The sequence below is a fragment of the Chryseobacterium sp. UF-290 genome (assembly GCF_058245615.1).
Genome location: NZ_JBSICB010000007.1, coordinates 42,510 through 64,170 on the forward strand (window position 1 = coordinate 42,510; position 21,661 = coordinate 64,170).

Sequence of the window (21,661 nt, forward strand, 5' to 3'; positions counted from 1 at the left end):
ATCTTTTGTCGCTTCTGGGCGGTGACATATTAGTTTAAATAGATTATGATTAAAAACGACCTATATTTAAAAGCACTTCGCGGAGAGACCGTTGAAAGACCTCCTGTCTGGATGATGAGGCAGGCTGGAAGATATCTGCCGGAATTTATTGCGTTAAGAGACAAGTATGATTTCTTTACAAGATGTCAGACTCCTGAGCTTGCTGCAGAGATTACCATACAGCCTATCCGCAGATTTCCCCTGGATGCAGCGATTCTGTTTTCTGATATTCTGGTAGTTCCGCAGGCAATGGGTATCGATTTCAAAATGAAGGAATCCGTTGGACCCTGGCTGGATACTCCGATCAGAACAATGGAACAGGTTCAGAATATTGAAACTCCGGATGTGAATGATACTTTAGGTTACGTTTTTGACGCTATCGAATTAACACTTCAGAAGCTGGACAATGAAATTCCATTGATCGGTTTTGCGGGTTCTCCATGGACTATCCTTTGCTACTGTGTGGAAGGAAAAGGAAGCAAGGCATTTGACATTGCAAAATCTTTCTGCTTCCAACAGCCTGAAGCTGCTCATTTATTACTTCAAAAGATTACAGACACTACGATTGCCTATTTAAAGAGAAAAGTAGAAAAAGGAGTTTCTGCTGTACAGGTATTTGACTCCTGGGGAGGGATGCTTTCTCCAACTGATTATCAGGAGTTCTCCTGGCAGTACATCAACCAGATCGTTGAAGCTTTGAGCCCACTTACCCATGTTGTCGTATTTGGAAAAGGATGCTGGTTTGCACTGGAAGACATGACCCTATCTAAAGCCTCCGCCCTTGGTGTAGACTGGACCATTACTCCTGAATTTGCAAGAACATTAACGAATCATACCATGACCCTACAGGGGAACTTTGATCCTGCAAGGCTTCACTCAACACCTGAAACGATCAGGAAAATGGTGAATGAAATGATCAACCGTTTCGGAAAAGACAGGTATATCGCCAATCTGGGCCACGGAATTTTACCTAATGTTCCGGTAGAAAATGCCGAAGCATTCATCAGAGCAGTCGTTGACTGGAAACCGAACCTTTAAAATACAGGATTTAAATCCATAAGTTTTACAATATATAAAAGCCCTGATATTCACAATCAGGGTTTTTATATATAAAAAAATACAATAATCTCCCCTTCATATATAGAAAAGCTTTTGTCCTGATAGTTTATTACCAATTTATCTTATATTTGATTACTAACACTTTAAATCATTATTATGAAAAAATTAAACAAAGACAAAATGAAGAGCATAATGGCAGGAGGAGAAATCTGCCTTGCATGTGCCGATGGATACCATCAGGTAATTGTAAACGGACGATGCTCCTGTGTTCCGGACTAAAAAAAGCAGCCTGTTGGCTGCTTTTTAATTTATATGTATGTAAAGAATACAATAGCTTATTAACTCAACATGCGTTGTGCTTTTTTAACCCCTTCTACCAATGCATCAATTTCTGCAAAAGTATTATAAACAGCAAAGCTTGCTCTCACTGTTCCGGCAATATTAAAGAAGCTCATAATAGGTTGTGTACAGTGATGTCCTGTTCTTACAGCAATTCCCATTTTATCAAGGATCATTCCCACATCTGAAGCAATACCCACTCCTTCCAGATTAAAGGAGACAACACCGGTTCTTTTCGCTTTTTCCCCATAGATCTTAATTCCTCCTATTTCCAGAAGTTGCCTTTGGGCATATTCCAGCAAAGCATTTTCATGATTCTGAATATTGTCATGCCCTACCCTGTTCATAAAGTCAACCGCAGCTCCAAGAGCTATATTTCCCCCTACATTTGGTGTTCCTGCTTCATATTTAAATGGAAGACCTGCATAGGTAGTTCCATCAAAAGAACATGTTGCAATCATCTCTCCACCTCCGTGAAAAGGAGGTAAAGCTTCCAGGATCTCACGTTTTCCATATAAAACACCTGTTCCCATAGGAGCATACATTTTATGACCGGAGAAGACAAAGAAGTCACAATCCATCTTCTGAACATCAATATTGAAATGCGGAGCAGACTGGGCGCCATCAATTACGATATAGGCCTCTGTATTTTTTCTTGTTTTTGCAATAATTTCCTCGATAGGGTTTACAATTCCCAACGCGTTAGAAACCTGGTTTACAGAAACAATTTTGGTTCTTTCACTTAAAAGCTGATCAAAGTGATCCAGCTGAAGAATTCCGTTTTCATCGATAGGAATCACACGAAGCTTTGCCCCTGTTCTTTCACACAGCATCTGCCACGGAACAATATTAGAGTGATGTTCCAGGTATGAAATAATGATCTCGTCATCTTTCTGCAGTTTCTGTGTTAAAATATAAGCGATGAGGTTCAATCCCTCTGTTGTTCCTTTGGTAAAGATCACTTCAAAATCATGCTCTGCATTGATGAATTTCTGTATCTTTTTTCTGGAGAGCTCCATTTCCTCTGTTGCCAGCTGGCTTAATGTATGAATTCCCCGGTGAACATTTGCATTAAGTTCTGTATAATATGCATGACAGACTTCTAAAACCGAATTGGGCTTTTGGGATGTAGCTGCATTATCCAGATAAACCAAGGGCTTACCATTCACTTCTCTGTCCAATATAGAAAACTGGCTTCTTATTTCCTGAATGTCAAACATTTATTTATTTTTTAAATTAAAACGTCCTTATTTAGAACACTTCAAATTTACGGCTTTTTTTTCGAAAGGGAGCATCAGGTTAGAGGGTGATAGTTGTCAGATAATAGAAATATTCGATGACTCCTCACGAAGAAAACTGATAGAAGCGAAAAGGCAAAGGAGATACAATAGCAAAAAGCAAAGAAAGCTGATAAGGCTAAGGAAGCAAATAAAAAGCTGAGAAAGGAAAAAGAATCGTAAATATTAAATTTAGGATTATACAATTAATCCGGAGGAACCGAGAAACAGACTCAGCAGATTTATAAATTCATTCATTTTTCGTTTGAACCATCTTTCTCAACTTTCTAGAGCCTGTTTAAATTTGTATTAAAATATTATTTCTCGCTGATCTTGCAAATTTCGCTGATTTGATTTACGAATAATGATCTGCTGAATCAGAAAAATCAGCGGGAAAATAAAAAAATAAAGCGTTAAATTAATTAGACAAAATTATTAGCAATTAAATTTAAACAGGCTCTTAGCTTTTTTGCATAAAAAAACCTGCCAATAAATTGACAGGTCTTATATTGTTTACATAAGCAATTCTTATTCTGCCGCAGTTTCTGCTGCCGGAGCTGCTCCTTCTTCAGTTGCAACTTCTTCATCTTCATCATCCATTGCTGCCGCACCTCCTTTCATTGCATTTCTAGACATCTTAACAGCTACTACTACTGCGTTGTCCGGGTGCATGAAAGAATATCCTTCTGCTTTGATACCACCGATGTAAAGTTTGTTACCGATTCTTAATGGAGTAACATCTACAACGATCTCATCAGGTAGGTTAGCAGGGATAGCTTTTACTTTTAGCTTTCTGAAAGACTGACGTAAAACACCACCAGCTACAACACCTTTTGAACGTCCTGTAATTCTTACCGGAACCTCCATGATAACCGGCTTATCATCAGATAGTTGATAGAAGTCCACATGAAGAATTCTGTCAGTGATCGGGTGAAACTGAATATCCTGAAGAACAGCTGGAATTGTTTTTCCGTCAACTTCAATAGATACCGTGTGTGCTTCAGGAGTGTATACTAATCCTTTGAAAGCTTTCTCTTCAGCAGAGAAGTTTAAAGGCGCTTCACTTCCATAAACAACACAAGGAACTAATTCAGCATCACGTAAAGCTTTTGTAGACTTTTTGCCCACGCTTTCTCTTTTTGTACCTTGAATTGTAATAGATTTCATTTATAAAAAATTTAAAAAATTGTTGTAATTTTGATTTGCAAACAACTAAAAATCAGTTAAATAACAAATTTACTACTGATTGATTTGTGCTCATGAACCATTGTCATAACGTCTGCAAATAACGGGGCGCAAGATAGCACTTTTATTTTAGTTGACAAATTATTTTTAACAGGAATTGAGTCAGTTACAATAACTTCCAGAATTTTTGAGTTTTCAATATTCTCGTATGCCTTTCCTGAAAGCACTCCGTGAGTAGCCATTGCTCTTACTGTTTTTGCTCCTTTTTCAATTAAGATGTCTGCTGCTTTGCAAAGTGTTCCTGCAGTATCAATCATATCATCAATAAGGATTACGTTTTTACCTGTCACATCTCCGATAAGGAACATCTCTTCTACCACATTTGCCTTTTTTCTTTCCTTATAAGCAATTACCACTTCAGCCCCTAAGTGGCCGGCATAGTTCTTCGCTCTTTTTGCCCCTCCCATATCCGGAGAAGCAATCGTAAGATTGTCAAGGTTCAAAGATTTGATGTAATCTACGAAAATAGTAGAAGCATACAGATGGTCTACCGGAATTTCGAAGAATCCCTGGATCTGGTCTGCGTGAAGGTCCATTGTCATCACTCTTGTAGCTCCTGCTGCTGTCAGAAGGTTTGCCACTAGCTTAGCACCGATCGGCGCTCTTGGTTTGTCTTTTCTGTCCTGTCTTGCAAGCCCGAAGTAAGGAATTACAACGGTAATGCTCTTTGCAGAAGCTCTTTTCGCTGCATCAATCATTAGAAGAAGCTCCAAAAGATTGTCTGCAGGTGGGAACGTAGATCCGATTAGAAAAACTCTCCCTCCTCTTACAGATTCGTCCAGAACAGGCTCAAATTCCCCATCGCTGAACTCCTGAAAGTTGATTTTTCCTAATTCTTTCCCATAACTCTGGGCAATTTTCTCTGCCAAGTCCCTGCTGGTTCTTGTACAAAATAGATAACTTAACTGATCGGCCATTTTTACTTTTTAAAAGATTTTGCAAATTTAAAAAAAAACCACAAGATTTACTCCTGTGGTTCTTAAGTTTTTATTTTATCAATTATTACGGAAGATTAACTCCTGAATATTTATTAGGATCTACCTGTGGAAGTGAAGAATTATATCCGGCATTGATCGCCTTAATAAATTCATTGGCAATAACGCCATATCCTCTACCTGTCAAATGAACTCCGTCTAACGAGAATGCTCCTCCTGATACAAATTTAGCGGTATATTTTACACCATCCCAAACAATACCTGAATTGCTGGCAAGCTCTTTTAATTTGGCATTAGCATCTACAAAGGCATACCCTTTTGCAGTAGCAGCCGCTTTGATCGTCACATTATAAGCATCAATTGCAGAATTGATCTCTGTAATTTCAGATGGAACCAATATATACTTATCAGCAAACGGATAAGCAATTCCTCTGGCACCAAGAGAAGCAGGAACACCCGGAGGAACCGCCTCAAGGCTACCGATATCAGCTTTTGTTGTCAAAGGAACCAGATCCCCTGATTTTGCTTGTCTTGCCTGGCCGTAAGTCGCACCCAGATACACAGAAAGAGCTATTAAAGTAGGGTTTCCTGAACCTGCTGCAGCTGCTGTAATCTGAGCTTTCAGATCTGTAAGACTCTCATCCTTAATCAACAATGGGTTTGCTACAGTTTTAGAAAGCGGCTTGATTCTGTCACCAGCACCTAAAGCTGTTAAAATCTGGCTTAAAGGACCATATAAACTGGTATTTAATTCATCGATCGTAGCTTCTCCTACGGCTACATTGCCTTTCCCTAAAACAGCTGCTGTCAAAGGATTTGTTGGTATTGTAGTCAGAGCAGGAACAGATGTTACACTTGGAATATTGGCAATTACCCCTTTAGCATTTGTACTTGCAATCTGATCAATCAGTAGGTTATAATACTGGGCAAACTGAGCAGGAGGAGTCAATGTTTCCACCGAACTGTCCGCACCGGCTAAAGCATATAGTAAAGCATCATTATTCCCTATCCATAATGAGAAGAATGTAGGATTTTGTTTTTTAAAGTCTGCAATCACAGAAGTAGTAGGCTCAGATGCAAATCTTACAAAATAAGGATTCGCTGTTTTTGGAACGATTCCCTGAACATTCCCATATCCAGGAGCCAGTAAATGCGCCACTTTAGCTCCCGGAACCCCAAGATTATTAAAAGGTCCGGAAAGCGCCGTGTTGACAACGGTTGTCGCTACATTACCATTTGCATAATCCAATTCCGGGCTTCCATCAACAAATCCTTTGATATAAAGCTTTGTATTAGCGATCTGCAGAGTAGTCGTCGATGAAGTTGCCAGAAGCAATCCTCCATTATTATCTGCCATCAATGGTTGCTTGAAATCACCTCCACCTACTAATTTCATCTGCTGAGCGATCATTGACGGATAAGATTCATTTTGTCCGTCTATATAAAGAGCTCCGTCTCTATATCCTGAAGTCAGTGAATTTCCCAAAGCAACATATCTTGTAAAATCGGCGCTTCCTTTTGATACCTGAATATCTTTCACATCAGTATCAAAATCTGTCTTACAGCTCGTTACTGTAAAAAGAAGTGCTGAAACAGCAATTGTCGATATTATAATTTTTTTCATAGTCTTTCAATTAAAAAGGGTTATAAGATAAACCTAAACCAAAGTAGAACGCTCTTGCTTTCGCCTGTCCGTAAAGTCCGATATTGGCGTTATTTACATCTCTGTACTGAGGCATTGCATAACCTCCCGCTATATCAACTCCGAACTGCTTCAATTTAAATCCTACCCCACCCGTAACGACATAAGTATTGAATGAAGGGGTTTCCGGGATAAAGTTCTCATCAGAATAAGGAGATTCATCATAATAAGCACCTAAACGACCATAGATCATATCAGAGAATGCGTATTGGGTACCCAATCTGAACGTTTTGGAATTTTTGAAGTTTTTAGGATTCACAAGTATCGTCGGATCTGCCTGGTTTCCGATAGGAGCATTGGCAAAATCAAGAGTCAACTTGCTGTATCTTTCCCATCCGTGATAGTTAAAGTCTGCTGAAACCAACCATTTTGGTGTCACTTTATACGTTAAACCGATTGTATATTCTTCCACCAATGGAAGTGTTGCGGAGAACTGATCCTGCCCGGCTGCATTTAACTGCAACAATGAGTAAGGAGTCTGGGTTGGAAATTTGAACGTAGCAGTTCCGTTCTTAGCTTTCATATCGATCGCTGAACGGTAAGCGACACTTACATCCAGCTTAGGATCAGGTCTGAAATAGAAACCGAAACCATATCCATGTCCACTCGCCTTTTCATCATTGATATTAACCTGTCCGTTGAATTGTGTTACAGCCTTATCCCAGTCCACTTTTCCTTTTGCGTAGATATAGCTTGCCCCGAAAGATAGCCAATCCGCCAGTTTTACAGAAACCATCGGCTGGAAATAGAAGCTTTTCAGCTCCATTTTCTGCACCAGTTCTTTCCCCTCCCAGTTTTCAGGCCATTTAATCGTACTTCCGAATGGTGTTGAGAAGCTGAAACCTACTGATAGTTTTTCTATTGGTTTATAAGTAATCGCTGCATAGATCGGTGTTCCCAGAGGATTATCCGTTTCTGTACTTTGTAAAGTATTTAAATTCTGAAAAGTAACTTTATTACTTGCACCAAACCCTCCTGCCACTATACTCAGTTTAGAAGGGATAAATGACATACCCGCAGGGTTAAAGAATGTCACACTCGCATCTTCGGCATGAGCACTAGTATGCGCCATTGCCAATTGTTTTACCCCCTGCAGGGAAACTCTGAAGCCTCCCGCGTAAGATAAAACGCCCGCCAATAAAGCAGTTGATACTAATATTTTTTTCATAGACTATTATTATATAACCCAAATATAAAATTATTTTGAATACGGCTGTTAATATTTCCCAACATTTTAAACAATATACCAAAAGAAAGCTATGTTTAAAATAATACTTTAAATACAATACATTGCAAATACATAATTTTTAGCTACTTAAATATATTTCAAAAACAATAGATTTAAATCGTTTAATATTAAACAATTGTTTAACAATTAAGCAGCCGGAACAAAAAAAATAAACAACGAGGCGGAAAAACGGAGTAAAGTTTGGGAAATGTTAATGTATAGCAAATGGTTTCATAAAAAGCATTAAATTCCAGAATCTTCCTCAAAAAAAATCATTCTTAAAATAGCTTACCACTTCTTCCCTATAAGCCTCTGACCGCTTTTCTGTATCAAAATATTGAAATGTTTTATCCGGAATTCAGGTTATTTAAGTATTTTAGAATTGCATAAAGATAAAAATACATAAATTTGCAAGATTATAAATAATAGAAATATGAGTTGTGGATGTAAAACATCCGGCGATTCTGCACATTCTTGTGGTCCTAAAAAAACCGCAAATGGCTGTGAAAATGTAAATACCTGCGGGAATAGTTATAAATTAAGTGTTTTTGACTGGCTTTCTAACATCAACAATCCGGCGCCAAACAGGTGCGATTTTGTAGAAGTTAGGTTTAAAAATGACAGGAAATCGTTTTATAAGAATGTAAATAATATCCCTTTACATATAGGTAGCGTAGTTACAGTAGAATCTAGTCCGGGACACGATGTAGGCGTAATAAGCCTCACGGGAGAATTAGTAAAGATTCAGATGAAAAAGAAAAAGTTTTCTGAAGAATTGGCACTCAAAATATATAGGCTGGCCAACCAAAAAGACCTTGAGGTATGGCAGGAAGTAAGGAAAAAAGAAGATGGTGTAAAGCTTGAAGCAAGAAAAATAGCTCAAAGGCTGGGTCTTGAAATGAAAGTCACCGATGTGGAATATCAGGGTGATTCTTCAAAGATCACATTTTACTACACAGCTGACAACCGAGTGGATTTCAGACAGTTAATCAAAGATTACGCCGGAGCATTCCGTACTAAGATCGATATGAAACAGATCGGCTTCAGACAGGAAGCAGCGAAAGTGGGCGGAATCGGGTCTTGTGGACGTGAACTTTGCTGTTCAACCTGGCTTACAGACTTCAGATCCGTCAACACCAACGTAGCAAGATACCAGCAGCTGAGCATCAATCCACAAAAACTGGCAGGACAGTGTGGTAAACTTAAATGTTGTCTGAACTATGAGCTTGACAGCTATTTAGATGCATTAAGCGACTTCCCTTCTTCTTCCACCACTCTGGAAACGGAAAAAGGAAAAGCATTCTGTATCAAAATAGATGTTTTCAAAAAGAAAATGTGGTTCGCTTATGTGGAAAGCTCCATTGCATGGTATGATTTCGACATTGATCTTGTGAAAAAACTGATTTCAAAAAATAAAAGAGGGGAAAAAATCCTGCCTTTGGAAGAATTGAAACAGCCGGATTCCCCCGTTCAAAGCATTGACCTGATCCAGGAAAATAATGTAGACCGCTTCGAAAAGAAAAACAGAGGAAACAGGAACCGAAATAACAGCCAGAATAAGCCCAACAATAATCAACAGGGACAGGGACAAAAAAGGAACAGACCTGAAAGACAGGAAAGGCCGGAGAGATCAGAAAACCCGAATGCTAATGCTCATTCAGGAAATCAGCCCAGACCACAAAAACAGCATCCGCAGCAGAAAGGACCTGTAGAAAAGACTGAAGCTAATTCTGAGGCGGACAAAAAGTTGCAGAACACCCCCAACAAGAAGAAATTTAAAAAGAAATATCCTCCAAAAAAAGATAAAAATGCGTAAAATTTTAGGATTATTTTCCCTTATCCTTTTCTTTAGCTGTAACTCTTCTTCAGGCGAAGATGTTATCATGAACTCTGTTGATAATAAATGGAATAAGAAAAGCGAGCAAAAATTTAATCTTGAAATTTCAGATCCGCAAAATCCTAAAAATATTATATTTGTTGTAAGAAACAATAACAATTATCCTTATAGCAATATAAGGTTCATTGTCAATTTCACCAATCTTCAGAACAAAAAAAAGGAAACTGACACCTTAAATTATGTATTGGCAAAACCTAACGGAGAATGGCTTGGTACAGGCTTTGGAGATACAAAGGAAACATTGTTTCAGTATAAATTAAATTACAGATTTCCGGGAAAAGGAAAGTATGAAATCGGTCTGATCCAGGCGATGAGAAATGACGACCTTCCGGGAATTGAGGATATTGGGGTAAAAATAGAAACGGCTAAACCGTAACCATAAATGGAAGAAAACAAAAAAAATGCAGGAAATAAGGGGAAAACATTTCCCCTGCCTCCCAAAAAGAAAAACACCTCCTGGAAAAAATGGGTTTCATTTATTTGGATTGGACTCATTGTGGTAGTTCTGGGAATTTCAGGACTTTTCTTTGCGGTTTCTCAGGGATTCCTTGGGGAAATGCCTGATGTAAAAGAACTTGAAAATCCGGATATCTTTGTCGCTTCAGAGATCATTTCTTCAGACGGAGTCACTTTAGGTAAGTTTGAAAAGGAAAAAACACAGCCCATCGTTTATAAGGATCTTCCTCCTTATTTGATCTATGCCCTTCAGGCTAAAGAAGATGAGCGTTTTAAAGAGCACTCCGGAATCGACCTGTATTCCGTTGCCAGAGCTGTAGCCTATGGCGGTGGACGTGGTGGAGGTTCTACCATCACCCAACAGCTGGCCAAGCTTCTTTTCACAGGAAATGCTTCTCAGAACAAATTTGAGAGAGGATTCCAGAAGTTAAAAGAATGGGTAGTGGCAGTAAGCCTTGAAAAGAGGTATACCAAAGAAGAGATCATCACGCTTTATTTTAATAAATTCGACTTCCTTTTCAATGCCAATGGTGTTGAAATGGCATCCAGGGTTTATTTCAACAAGAAAACTTCAGAACTTACGCTTCCTGAGGCTGCAACATTTGTAGCAATGCTTGAAAATCCAAGAAAAAACAACCCTTACAGATACCCTGAAAAAGCGAAGGAGAGAAGAAATGTTGTATTGGATCAGATGCAGAAAACAGGATATATTGATGAGGCCACTTATCAGAAAGCAATCAGTACTCCTATAGAAGTGGACTTCCACCCTATTAAGAGCATTACCGACGGATACTCGGCTTATTACAAATTCTATCTGAGAAAAGAGATCGATAAATATCTTGAAGCTCATGAAAAGGAAACCGGTAAAAAGCTTAACCTTTATAAAGACGGTTTAAAAATATATGTCACTCTCGATTCTAAAATGCAGAAATATGCTGAAGAAGCAATCAAGGAACACTTAACTGATCTTCAGAAAAGATTTGATGCAGAGCAGAGAGGAAGAAAAAACAGACCATTCTATTATCTTAATGACAAGCAGATCAGGGATGTAATGGTTCAGGCCATGAAAAGAACCGGCCGTTATAAGCTGTTAAAAGCAGACGGCATGCCTGAAGACTCCATTATGATGGAATTCAAAAAGCCCATCAAAACTTCACGATTTACATGGAGCGGAGAAGAAGAGGTTGAAATGTCTCCTTGGGACTCTATCCGATATCATAAGCAGATCGCACAGGCAGGTTTAATGTCTATGGTTCCGGGAACCGGAGAGATCAAAGCCTGGGTAGGTGGTATCGACTGGCAGCACTTCCAGTATGACCATATCAAACAAGGTAAAAGACAGGTAGGATCTACCTTCAAGCCTTTCGTATACGCCACTGCAATTATGAAGCTGGGTATGACACCTTGCTCAGCTGTTTCCAACGGAACTTATGATCATAACGGATGGCACGTACCGGGAAGAGGAGGAATGCTTACTTTAAAAGACGGTCTTGCACACTCTCAAAACCCGATTGCAGCCAGACTTATCGAAATGACAGGAGTAGATGCCGTTATTCAGACAGCAAGAGATCTGGGGGTAACTGAAGACATCCCTAGAAACAATACCATTGCATTAGGTTCATCAGATATTACCATTTATGAAATGCTAGGTGCTTACAGTACTTTTGCCAACTATGGAAACTACAATAAACCGGAAATGATCTGGAGAATTGAAGATGCCAACGGAAGGGTTATTAAAGAAGTAAACGTAGAGCCTAAAGAAGTAATGAATCCAATGTACGCATACACCATGATCGAACTGATGAAAGGTGTTGCTCAATATGGTACCGCTTCCGGGGAATTAGGAAGAAGAGGAATTTCAAAGGCCGTAGAAATTGCAGCTAAAACAGGTACTACCCAAAATAACTCAGATGGTTGGTTTATGGGAATCACACCAAAACTGGCAACCGGAGCATGGGTTGGATGGGAAGACAGAGCAACGCACTTCTATGGAACAGGAGAAGGTCAGGGAGCAAAAATGGCATTACCGATATGGGCGATCTTCATGAAGAAAGTTTGGGCAGACAAGAATCTGGGTATTACGCCTGATGACAAGTTTACCAAACCTTCAGACTGGAAAGACGGCTGTTCAAACCTTAAAGGCTTAAGCGGAGGATATGGAGACGATGGCAGCCTTCAGACCATTGATGAGATCAAAAATCCAAAACCTGTAGAGCCAACACCTAAGACGCCTACAGAAAAGAAAGAGGATAATATCAATGACAATCTTCACTCTAATGATGAGATAGATTTTAATAAATAAATTCTCTTTTAGAAATATATAAGACCTTTCAATAATTTGGAAGGTCTTTTCTTTTATAATTTATACCTTTGATGCATGAATATCGAACGCATCAGCCAGCCTTTTATCAAAAAATTCCCAGGTGATTTTTCCAACAATCCCATGCAAAGAAACACGCCAAAGGTTTTATTTGCTACCGTGAAGCCCGCAGGATTTGAAAAACCTGAACTGATTGCTTTTAATGAAGCTCTTTCAGAGGAGATCGGACTTGGACAATTCGAAGATAAAGACCTGAGCTTCCTGGTTGGAAGTAATCTTCCGGAAAACATACAAACCTATGCTACAGCCTATGCAGGACACCAATTTGGAAACTGGGCGGGACAGCTGGGAGACGGAAGAGCTATTCTGGCCGGAGAAATCATAAACGATCAGGGAAAAAAAACTGAAATCCAGTGGAAAGGCCCCGGAGCAACTCCTTATTCCAGACATGCTGACGGAAGAGCTGTCCTGAGATCTTCAGTACGGGAGTACCTGATGAGTGAGGCGATGTACCATTTGGGAGTCCCTACTACACGAGCACTTAGCTTAGCTTTCACTGGAGAAGATGTAGTTCGTGATATCATGTACGACGGAAATCCACAGCTTGAAAAAGGGGCTGTTATCATAAGAACGGCAGAAAGCTTTCTTCGTTTCGGACATTTTGAACTGATGTCTGCCCAAAGAGAATACAAAACACTACAGGAACTTGCTGATTTCACCATTGAAAATTATTTCCCGGAAATCACTTCATCAGATTCCCAGAAGTATAAAGATCTTTTCGAAAACATATGTACCCGCACCGCCAACCTTATGGTAGAATGGTTCAGGGTAGGATTTGTACATGGCGTTATGAACACAGACAATATGTCCGTGCTGGGGCTTACCATCGATTATGGACCTTATTCCATGATGGATGAATATGATTTGAATTTTACGCCTAACACCACTGATCTTCCCGGAAGAAGATACGCTTTCGGAAAGCAGGGCCAGATTTCCCAATGGAATCTTTGGCAGCTTGCCAATGCCCTTCACCCGTTGATCAAAGATGAAAAATTCCTGGAAGATGCACTCAACCGCTATGGTAACTATTTCTGGGAAGCCCATGATACCATGCTGTGCAGAAAATTCGGATTTGATGAACTGAGAAAGGAGGATGAGGAGCTTTTCACCAATTGGCAGGGTTTAATGCAGGAATTACAGCTCGATCACACTTTATTTTTCAATCAACTGGAAAGACTGAATCCAAACATTGATCTGAAAGAGCACTTCGGGAATGTTTCTTATACTCTTTTAAATGAGGAAATGCTTCAAAAGCTCAGAAGCTTTATTGAAAATTATGAGGCCCGGTTGAGGTTAAATTTTATTTCAAGAGAAGAGTCTTTAGCCATGATGCAAAAAGCAAATCCAAAATTTATTCTCAGAAATTATCTGCTTTATGAATGCATTGAAGAGATCAGCAGCGGTAAAGAAGAAATGCTGAATAAATTAACCAAGGCACTGGAAAACCCTTATCAAGAATTATTTCCTGAGTTTTCTGTTAAAAGACCTTCAGGCTATGATGACACTGCCGGGTGCTCTACACTTTCCTGCAGCTCATAAAACAGGAACTTTTCAAACATTTCACCAAATTACTACCAGTATATTAAATATTTTCACTATTTTTAGACAAATCTTTAATATGAAAAAAATTATACTTTCTCTAAGTTTATTATTGGGAGCAATTGCATATTCCCAAACCTTATTGTCTGAAAATTTTAATGGGGGTACATTCCCTCCATCAGGATGGACAAGATCTGCAACTCTTGCGAGTAGACCTTGGGGCCCATCTAATGTAGTATCAACCTTCCCATCAAGTGGGAATGCAGCTATAGCCACATACTCTATTAATGGAACGACATCAGCAGCAATTGATTATTCTGCCCAGAATAATGTTGCCCACCTTGTAAGCCCTGCTTTCAGTTTAGCAGGAGCCACAGCTCCCGTATTAAAATTCAACGTTGTGGTAGGCTGGTCATACATGATAGACCAGAATGCAGGAGATCTTCTGGCACAAATCTCAACAGATGGAGGGACTAACTGGACAACCTTATGGACTGAAGATACAGAACCTGGATTTACTGATGATGGTGATGGCAATCCAGACACTGACCTGTATAATATTGTAGCCGTCCAGAAAGACTTGTCAGCTTATACCGGACAGACCAATGTCATGATCAGATTCCGGTACAGTGCAACAGATGCAGATGCAGTTTCTATAGACGATGTACAGGTTCTTGCAAATGGCACCCTGGGAACTCAAGAAGCCGTTTCTAAAAAATCATCTTTGGAAATTTATCCTAATCCTACAAAAGGAGAGATAAGCATCAGAACAGACAAGAAAATCAAATCTTTAACGGTTTTCGACATGACAGGAAAATCTCTGCTTCAGACAGACAATGAAAAAACCAATATTTCTACCCTTCCTAAAGGAACATATTTAGTAAAAGTTATGTTTACAGACGGAAGCACTTCCACAAGAAAAATAATCAAACAATAACACCGTTTATACAATCTTCTTAAAAACCACCAAAATTGGTGGTTTTTTATTTTACTTTTGCAAAAAATATCACAAGTGCCTTTTATCAAAACAAGATTCATTAATTCTTTAAAGCTGGTTTTCCCTTCTACCTATAGCGAGTTGGCTGTTTTTGTATTCTTCATCAGCTGTTACGGGATATTAGGCTCTTATATTGCATGCAATTACAGAATCATCTTTGACAGCAGAATTCCATGGGATGCTTACTTCAGTTTTGACAACAAGGCTATCATTATGAGCGGGGGAAGCTTTGAGAGACATCCTCTTTCCTACTATTTTTTCTATGGGATCAGAGAATTCTCGTTATTCATTTCCGGAGGAAAAATGGATACTGATTTCAGACTTGTATTGGCCTGGTTAAGCAGCTTTGTCATTACATTGAATATTGTTCAGGTATTTAAATATTTAAAGAATATTGTCAGTCTCCCATTAAAGCTCAGCTTTTTCATCGTACTTTTCTATGCCCTGTTCTCAACCAATATTATTCTGTCGTTTACTCCGGAAAACTTTACTTATACCTTATTCTTCCTTGCTTTATATAATCATTATGCCGCAATAAAGCTTAAAAGAGAAGAGAATATACCTGCATCAGCTTTAACATTGGCTGGCATCACCATCGGAGGGCTCACGGTAACCAATTTTGCCAAAGTTTTCATTCCTGTGCTTTTTGAAAAAAGCCTGTTCAGAAGCTTGAAAAAACTTGGAAATGCAGCTTTCAGAGTAACAATTGCCGTTATTTGCTATGTATTGCTTTACCTGAACAGGATCGACTTCAAATACCAGACGATCTTCTCCAAAACCAATCAGCAGTACAAAAAGTTCTCCAACGCAGAATCTATGCCCACGTGGGATATGGTCACATCTTTCTTTTTCGGAGGCAATATTCTGTTTCCGGGATTTATCATGACCGACAAGCACAACATGAAGGGATTTAACTTTAAAGGGCTCTATATGGACCTTTATTCATCCGTATTTTCCTATATTTTTGTAGCAGTATTGCTGATCCTGATAAGTTGGAGTTATTACAAAAATTTTAAAAATAAATGGGTACAGGTTATTATGATTTCATTTTTCGTTGATATTCTTATCCACTGTATTATGAGATTTGGACTTCATACGTCATACATCTATGGCGGACACTTTGTTTTTGTTTATCCAATAATGATCGGATGGCTCTTCTACGCCTACAGATCATCCCCAAAAATGATCTTCATCTTAACATTAACAACCTGCACATTATTCTTCTATCTGCTATGCAATAACATATTCCGGATGTCAGAATTCTTCTGGTTCATGGAAGCCTATTATCAATAAAAAAAGCTGAGAAAATTCTCAGCTTTTTTCGTTTTTTATCTTGAAAAAGACCAGTTCTATTTTGCTTCTGAACAGAAAATTCTATACTGTACCGCAACGGCTGATTTGAAATATTCTCTGATCCTGGAAAGGTCTGCTGCCGCACTTTGTTTAGTGAAATAGCTTCCTGCCAGAATTTTATAATTAGGCCTTAAAGAAGCATCCGTTTCCACTTTCAGATTAGGGAATCTTTTTCTGAAATAAGATTTTACTTCATTCGCTTCCTCATTACTTTTTACCGTTGTGATCTGAATTTTATACCCTAAAATTCTTGGATTTTTTCTACAAATTTCAGCGTTGGTAAGCTCTCTGTTCGGAACATAAATCTTAGTAGGTCTAGTATTTGTCCCTGAAGAAAAACCACTATCATTATTACTAAAATCTTTAGAAGGATTATTAGCGGCAACTCTGGAACATTTGTCTTCAATTCCTTCCAAAGCAGCATTTATTTTGGAATCCATCGTCATGACAAGCTCCGTTCCGGAAAGAGTGTCTTTTTTAACAACCTGCTGTGCTTCAATACTATAAAAACCAAATAATGATAATATCGAAAATATTTTGATCAAATTTCTCATTTAAACTTGTTTCCGCAAATTTATACAAATTAAAAAACTATACCAAACAGGTTATTTAGAATCAATACAAATTAACCTTAAATGACATTTTCCCCTTTTTATATGCCGTTAAATTACTGTTAAAAATATTATTTTTGCGGAATTGATTGAATGTTCAATAATTTACTAACATAAGATAATTTAAATGATTAGTTGGAGAAAGCATTATAAAAAAACGTTGATCGCAATAGGCTTATTGCTATCAACCAGTGCTTCATTTTACGGGCAAGACGGCGATCCTAAAAACGGAGAGAAACTTTTCAAAGCGAATTGTACTGCATGTCACGCGCTGGACAAACAAGTTGTTGGACCACCATTAAAGGGGGTTGTAGAACGAGTAAAGACAGAAGGTGGTGTAGATACGGATTGGCTTCACAAGTGGATCAAAGACAACAAAGCTCTGAGAGCTTCCGGGGATAAATACGCCAATGAGATTTTTGAAAAGTACAACAAGACTGAAATGCAGACTTTTCCGAATCTTTCGGATAAGGATATCGACGACATTTTAGCATTCACAACTAATCCGCCAGAGCCGGAACCCAAAAAGGATGACGCAAAAACAGCTTCTGACACCGGTTCTACTGCTGCAGCTCCTGCAGACAAAACTACCACAAACATTGTAATCATTTCCCTTTTAGCGATCGCAGGTTTATTAGTCTGGATCTTAATAAAACTAAGACAGCTGGTAACACTTGGGCAATCTGAGGAATTGGCGGGTCTTAACCAAACAAGAGTTCGTTCGTTCAAGGAAATGTATGAGAAGTTCCACTATGTTGGTAAGGCTTTATTGGCAGTTCTTGCTATTTTAGCAGCTTACGGAGTATGGAACTGGCTAATGTGGATCGGGGTTTACAAAGGTTATAAACCGGAACAGCCTATCTACTTCTCTCACAAGATCCACGCCGGAGAACAGAAAATCGACTGTCAGTTATGTCACTCCAGTGCTAAATACGGAAAAGTATCTGAGATTCCTTCTATGAACGTTTGTATGAACTGCCACAGAACAATCTCTGAATACAATGCAGATCACTACATGGAGCCAGGAAAAGACAAGGCATTCTATGACGGAGAAATCCAGAAGATCTATGCAGCAACAGGTTGGGATCCTGAAAAACAACAGTACACAGGAAAAACTCAGCCGGTTGAATGGACAAGAATCCACAACATGCCAGATTTCGTTTACTTTAACCACTCTCAGCACGTAGTAGCAGGTGAACAGGCGATCATCAATTCTTTCAACAAAAAGAACCCTAACAACAAAATTGATGTTGTATGTAAAGCTTGTCACGGAAAAATTGATACAATGAATGTTGTTCAAATGGCTAACGACTTTACGATGGGATGGTGTATCGAGTGTCACAGAACAACTGAGATCGATATGAACAACGGTTATAATAAAGAGTACTTCAAGAATCTACATGACAAGTTGAAAAAACAATATCCACAAGATGGAGGTAAGATCACTGTAGATGCAATTGGAGGTCTTGAGTGTGGTAAATGTCATTATTAATAACTAAAAAATTAGAAGTATAAATGGCTTCAAACAAAATACAATTCAGAAGTATTCATGAACTTAAAGATCCGGCTTTAAATAATAAGCTGGCTCAGAAAGAGTTTCAGGAAGAAATTCCGGTAGAAGATTTCCTTGGAGATGCTGAGAAAAACGGATCAAGTACTTCAAGAAGAGATTTCCTGAAATTATTAGGATTCTCTACAGCAGCAGTAACATTAGCTGCCTGCGAAGCTCCGGTAATCAAAACGATCCCTTATGTGGTAAAACCGCATGATATCATTCCAGGGGTACCCAATTATTACGCTTCAACCTATTTTGATGGTTTCGACTTTGCCAGTGTTTTAGTAAAAACCCGTGAAGGAAGACCGATCAAAATTGATCCGAACCCAGTAGCAGGAGATTTAGGTAAAACTAATGCGAGAGCTCAGGCAAGTGTACTTTCTCTTTATGATAACGATAAAGTAAAACAGCCTAAACTGGACGGTAAAGATGAAACTTTCGATAAAGTAGACAGTTTTATTCTTAAAGGGCTGGATGAGGCTAAAGCGTCAGGTAAAAAGATTGTGCTGTTATCGCACTCTTTTGCTTCACCCACTTTCAAAAAGCTATTTGCTGAATTCAAAGCTAAATACCCTACAGCAGAATTAGTAACTTATGATGCTTTCCCTTACTCTGCAGGATTAGATGCAGCTCAGGAAGTATTCGGAAAAAGAGCATTGCCTGTTTATGACCTTAAAGGGTCTGAATTGGTAGTTGCTTTCCAGGCTGATTTCTTAGGAGACTATAACGGTTCAAGTGTAGAAACGTCTTACGCAGCAGCTAGAAAGCCAGGTCCAAACATGTTGAGACACATTCAGGTGGAATCCAATATGTCTTTGACAGGTGCTAACGCTGACTCAAGATACAGATTAAAGCCAAGTGCTGTCAACAAAACTTTAGTTGAAGTGTACAACGCCATCGTAGGTGGCGGTACTTCTGATAAGACTGCTACTGAAATAGCCAACGAACTTAAAGCAAAAGGAAGCAAAGCTGTTGTTTTCGCTGACGGTTCTAAAGGAGCACAGGTTTTAGCACATTTAATCAACCAAAAATTAGGATCAGTTGCTTTCACAGGTAAGGCAAACTTCCTGAAAGAATTTGATAAAGCAAGATACCAGGAATTCTTAGGATGGGTAAATGCAGGTCAGGTTGGCGTATTGATCGCCAACAATGTAGACCCTATCTACTCTCATCCAAAAGGAGAAGATTTCAAAAAATCTTTATCCAAAGTTCCTTATGTAGTTGCAGTAGCTGATAAGAAAAATGAAATGTACAAAGCAGCGAAAGCTGTAATTCCGGTAGCAAACTGGCTGGAGTCCTGGGGAGATATTGAGCCTCAGACGGGAGTATATTCATTGATGCAGCCTACAATCCAGAAAATCTACAAATCAAGACAGATTGAAGAATCCCTATTGGTTTGGAAGAATGGAAAAAACAGTGCAGCGAATAATTATTATGATTATTTAAAAGCAAGTTCAGCATCCATCTTAGGAGGAACTTCTTTCAACAAAGCGTTGTACAACGGTATCAATACTTCTTCTAACACAACAACATTGTCATATGCAGGCGGAAATGCTGCACAGGCAATCGCGGAATTAGGAAACTTCAAAGCTTCTGAATTAGAATTGGTATTATATACCAAGACTTCAATGGGAGACGGAACTCAGGCAAACAACCCTTGGTTACAGGAATTACCTGACCCAATCACAAGAATGTCCTGGGATAACTACTTGACAATTTCTCCAAAAGATGCAGAAAAGTTCGGAATTGATAACGATCTTAACGCAAGAATGCAGTTAGATGGTTCTATCGTAAACCTTACTGTAAACGGAGTAACAATAAAAGATGTTCCTGTATTCATCCAACCTGGTCAGGCTGAAGGATCTGTAGGTCTTGCGCTTGGTTATGGTAAGAAAGACTCAGGAGCTACAGCTGATACAGGTGTAAACGCTTATCCGCTGTTTGATGGTTCTAATCTTGTTGTTTCAGGTGTTAAAATCGATAAAACAGGAGAAGACCATGAGTTTGCAGGGATCCAGCTTCAAAATACGCTAATGGGTCGTTATGAAATCGCTAAGGAAGTTCCTTTAGCAGACTTCATCGGTGTTCCTTTCGATGATGAACACAAAGGATGGAACAAGCCTTTGGAATATCACACGATCAGCGGAGCGCTTCCAGCGAGAAAAATTGACCTTTGGGATGCTTTTGATGATACAGACGGTCCTCACTTCAACCTATCTATCGACCTGAACTCTTGTACAGGTTGTGGGGCTTGTGTAATTGCTTGTCAGGCAGAAAACAACGTTCCTGTAGTAGGTAAAGAAGAGGTAAGAATGTCAAGAGATATGTATTGGTTAAGAATTGACCGTTACTACTCTTCAAGACAAAAAGTAGAGGTATATGAAGGATTAAAAGAAGGAATGGCTGTCCCTGAATTGTATGGAACAGCATTCGGTGACGGAGGTGCATTAAATCACCCTGCAGACAATCCTGATGTAATCTTCCAGCCGGTAATGTGTCAGCACTGTAACCATGCTCCTTGTGAAACTGTATGTCCGGTAGCGGCTACTTCACATGGTAAGCAAGGTCAGAACCATATGGCTTACAACAGATGTATCGGTACCAGATATTGTGCAAACAACTGTCCGTACAAAGTAAGACGTTTCAACTGGTTTACTTATAACCTAAATGATAAGTTCGACTTCAACATGAACAATGATTTAGGAAGAATGGTACTTAACCCGGACGTAGTTGTAAGAACTAGAGGGGTAATGGAGAAATGTTCAATGTGTATCCAGGAAACTCAGGCTACTATTCTAGCAGCTAAGAGAGATAACAGAAAAGTAACAGATGCTGAGTTCAAAAATTCTTGTGCTTGTGCTGCTGCTTGTTCTACCGGAGCCATGACATTCGGAGACATGAATGACAAAGAATCTGAAGTGAGAGAATTATATTCCAGCAACAGAAGATATTATTTACTAGAGGAGATCGGAACAAAACCAAATGTGTTCTATCATACTAAAGTAAGAAACAGAGTAGAAAAATAAAGTTTAAATAATAAATAGGTAAA

Annotated in this window: 16 protein-coding genes; 10 read left to right on the forward strand and 6 right to left on the reverse strand. The window is 38.9% G+C overall.

All coding sequences use genetic code 11. From position 1 onward, the window contains the following. Positions 1 to 45 precede the first annotated feature (45 nt). Both hemE and AC4IF5_RS10180 read left to right on the forward strand, forming a co-directional pair. A complete protein-coding gene (gene hemE, locus AC4IF5_RS10175; RefSeq protein ID WP_490734146.1) occupies positions 46 to 1,077 on the forward strand; it encodes a uroporphyrinogen decarboxylase in 1,032 nt (343 codons plus the stop codon). 177 nt (positions 1,078 to 1,254) lie between these two features. Then, positions 1,255 to 1,377, forward strand: a complete 123-nt coding sequence (locus tag AC4IF5_RS10180) for a GNAT family acetyltransferase (protein ID WP_490734148.1) — start codon at positions 1,255 to 1,257, stop codon at positions 1,375 to 1,377. A 59-nt stretch (positions 1,378 to 1,436) separates the two neighbouring features. On the opposite strand, the gene AC4IF5_RS10185 is transcribed toward AC4IF5_RS10180, so the two are convergent. From AC4IF5_RS10185 to AC4IF5_RS10205, 5 genes are all read right to left on the reverse strand, one after another. Continuing rightward, on the reverse strand, positions 1,437 to 2,657 hold the full coding sequence (locus AC4IF5_RS10185; protein WP_490734150.1) for a cysteine desulfurase: 1,221 nt from the start codon (positions 2,655 to 2,657) through the stop codon (positions 1,437 to 1,439). A gap of 585 nt (positions 2,658 to 3,242) precedes the next feature. Then, positions 3,243 to 3,881 (reverse strand): 50S ribosomal protein L25/general stress protein Ctc, encoded by a 639-nt coding sequence (locus AC4IF5_RS10190; protein WP_490734152.1) that lies wholly within the window; start codon positions 3,879 to 3,881, stop codon positions 3,243 to 3,245. 56 nt (positions 3,882 to 3,937) lie between these two features. Further along, positions 3,938 to 4,876, reverse strand: coding sequence for a ribose-phosphate pyrophosphokinase (locus AC4IF5_RS10195; protein WP_076552027.1), 939 nt, complete (start codon positions 4,874 to 4,876; stop codon positions 3,938 to 3,940). Positions 4,877 to 4,961: 85 nt separating this feature from the next. Beyond that, complete coding sequence (locus AC4IF5_RS10200) at positions 4,962 to 6,518, reverse strand: G-D-S-L family lipolytic protein (RefSeq protein ID WP_490734154.1); 1,557 nt, start codon at positions 6,516 to 6,518, stop codon at positions 4,962 to 4,964. Positions 6,519 to 6,528: 10 nt separating this feature from the next. Beyond that, the gene (locus AC4IF5_RS10205) at positions 6,529 to 7,764 is read right to left on the reverse strand and encodes an OmpP1/FadL family transporter (RefSeq protein ID WP_490734156.1); all 1,236 of its coding nucleotides are present in this window, start codon (positions 7,762 to 7,764) and stop codon (positions 6,529 to 6,531) included. A gap of 493 nt (positions 7,765 to 8,257) precedes the next feature. Between AC4IF5_RS10205 and AC4IF5_RS10210 the strand changes: the two genes are divergently transcribed. From AC4IF5_RS10210 to AC4IF5_RS10235, 6 genes are all read left to right on the forward strand, one after another. Continuing rightward, positions 8,258 to 9,640 (forward strand): PSP1 domain-containing protein, encoded by a 1,383-nt coding sequence (locus AC4IF5_RS10210; RefSeq protein ID WP_490734158.1) that lies wholly within the window; start codon positions 8,258 to 8,260, stop codon positions 9,638 to 9,640. Continuing rightward, the gene (locus AC4IF5_RS10215) at positions 9,633 to 10,097 is read left to right on the forward strand and encodes a gliding motility lipoprotein GldH (protein WP_490734160.1); all 465 of its coding nucleotides are present in this window, start codon (positions 9,633 to 9,635) and stop codon (positions 10,095 to 10,097) included. The genes AC4IF5_RS10210 and AC4IF5_RS10215 overlap by 8 nt, the downstream gene beginning before the upstream one ends. Before the next feature lie 6 nt (positions 10,098 to 10,103). Continuing rightward, positions 10,104 to 12,479: a transglycosylase domain-containing protein gene (locus AC4IF5_RS10220; RefSeq protein WP_490734162.1), complete on the forward strand. Its 2,376-nt coding sequence runs from the start codon at positions 10,104 to 10,106 to the stop codon at positions 12,477 to 12,479. 75 nt (positions 12,480 to 12,554) lie between these two features. Then, complete coding sequence (locus AC4IF5_RS10225) at positions 12,555 to 14,096, forward strand: protein adenylyltransferase SelO (protein ID WP_490734163.1); 1,542 nt, start codon at positions 12,555 to 12,557, stop codon at positions 14,094 to 14,096. A 79-nt stretch (positions 14,097 to 14,175) separates the two neighbouring features. After that, entirely contained in the window at positions 14,176 to 15,033 is an 858-nt protein-coding gene (locus tag AC4IF5_RS10230) for a T9SS type A sorting domain-containing protein (protein WP_490734165.1), read from the forward strand. Positions 15,034 to 15,108: 75 nt separating this feature from the next. Beyond that, positions 15,109 to 16,386 (forward strand): DUF6080 domain-containing protein, encoded by a 1,278-nt coding sequence (locus AC4IF5_RS10235; protein ID WP_490734167.1) that lies wholly within the window; start codon positions 15,109 to 15,111, stop codon positions 16,384 to 16,386. 56 nt (positions 16,387 to 16,442) lie between these two features. On the opposite strand, the gene AC4IF5_RS10240 is transcribed toward AC4IF5_RS10235, so the two are convergent. Next, positions 16,443 to 17,000, reverse strand: coding sequence for an SPOR domain-containing protein (locus AC4IF5_RS10240; RefSeq protein WP_490734169.1), 558 nt, complete (start codon positions 16,998 to 17,000; stop codon positions 16,443 to 16,445). Between the two features lie 184 nt (positions 17,001 to 17,184). Here AC4IF5_RS10240 and AC4IF5_RS10245 point away from each other — a divergent pair, with 184 nt between their 5' ends. Together AC4IF5_RS10245 and AC4IF5_RS10250 are read left to right on the forward strand one after the other, a co-directional pair. Further along, the gene (locus tag AC4IF5_RS10245) at positions 17,185 to 18,549 is read left to right on the forward strand and encodes a c-type cytochrome (RefSeq protein WP_490734171.1); all 1,365 of its coding nucleotides are present in this window, start codon (positions 17,185 to 17,187) and stop codon (positions 18,547 to 18,549) included. A gap of 23 nt (positions 18,550 to 18,572) precedes the next feature. Continuing rightward, a complete protein-coding gene (locus AC4IF5_RS10250) occupies positions 18,573 to 21,638 on the forward strand; it encodes a TAT-variant-translocated molybdopterin oxidoreductase (protein WP_490734173.1) in 3,066 nt (1,021 codons plus the stop codon). Positions 21,639 to 21,661 lie beyond the last annotated feature (23 nt).

Excerpts from the sequence above, each read along its gene's own strand:
- AC4IF5_RS10205 (WP_490734156.1), bottom strand. The coding sequence starts at position 7,764 with ATGAAAAAAATATTAGTATCAACTGCTTTATTGGCGGGCGTTTTATCT.
- AC4IF5_RS10195 (WP_076552027.1), bottom strand. The coding sequence starts at position 4,876 with ATGGCCGATCAGTTAAGTTATCTATTTTGTACAAGAACCAGCAGGGAC.
- AC4IF5_RS10200 (WP_490734154.1), bottom strand. The coding sequence starts at position 6,518 with ATGAAAAAAATTATAATATCGACAATTGCTGTTTCAGCACTTCTTTTT.
- AC4IF5_RS10185 (WP_490734150.1), bottom strand. The coding sequence starts at position 2,657 with ATGTTTGACATTCAGGAAATAAGAAGCCAGTTTTCTATATTGGACAGA.
- hemE (WP_490734146.1), top strand. The coding sequence starts at position 46 with ATGATTAAAAACGACCTATATTTAAAAGCACTTCGCGGAGAGACCGTT.
- AC4IF5_RS10215 (WP_490734160.1), top strand. The coding sequence starts at position 9,633 with ATGCGTAAAATTTTAGGATTATTTTCCCTTATCCTTTTCTTTAGCTGT.
- AC4IF5_RS10210 (WP_490734158.1), top strand. The coding sequence starts at position 8,258 with ATGAGTTGTGGATGTAAAACATCCGGCGATTCTGCACATTCTTGTGGT.
- AC4IF5_RS10230 (WP_490734165.1), top strand. The coding sequence starts at position 14,176 with ATGAAAAAAATTATACTTTCTCTAAGTTTATTATTGGGAGCAATTGCA.
- AC4IF5_RS10180 (WP_490734148.1), top strand. The coding sequence starts at position 1,255 with ATGAAAAAATTAAACAAAGACAAAATGAAGAGCATAATGGCAGGAGGA.
- AC4IF5_RS10240 (WP_490734169.1), bottom strand. The coding sequence starts at position 17,000 with ATGAGAAATTTGATCAAAATATTTTCGATATTATCATTATTTGGTTTT.
- AC4IF5_RS10250 (WP_490734173.1), top strand. The coding sequence starts at position 18,573 with ATGGCTTCAAACAAAATACAATTCAGAAGTATTCATGAACTTAAAGAT.
- AC4IF5_RS10225 (WP_490734163.1), top strand. The coding sequence starts at position 12,555 with ATGAATATCGAACGCATCAGCCAGCCTTTTATCAAAAAATTCCCAGGT.
- AC4IF5_RS10190 (WP_490734152.1), bottom strand. The coding sequence starts at position 3,881 with ATGAAATCTATTACAATTCAAGGTACAAAAAGAGAAAGCGTGGGCAAA.
- AC4IF5_RS10220 (WP_490734162.1), top strand. The coding sequence starts at position 10,104 with ATGGAAGAAAACAAAAAAAATGCAGGAAATAAGGGGAAAACATTTCCC.
- AC4IF5_RS10245 (WP_490734171.1), top strand. The coding sequence starts at position 17,185 with ATGATTAGTTGGAGAAAGCATTATAAAAAAACGTTGATCGCAATAGGC.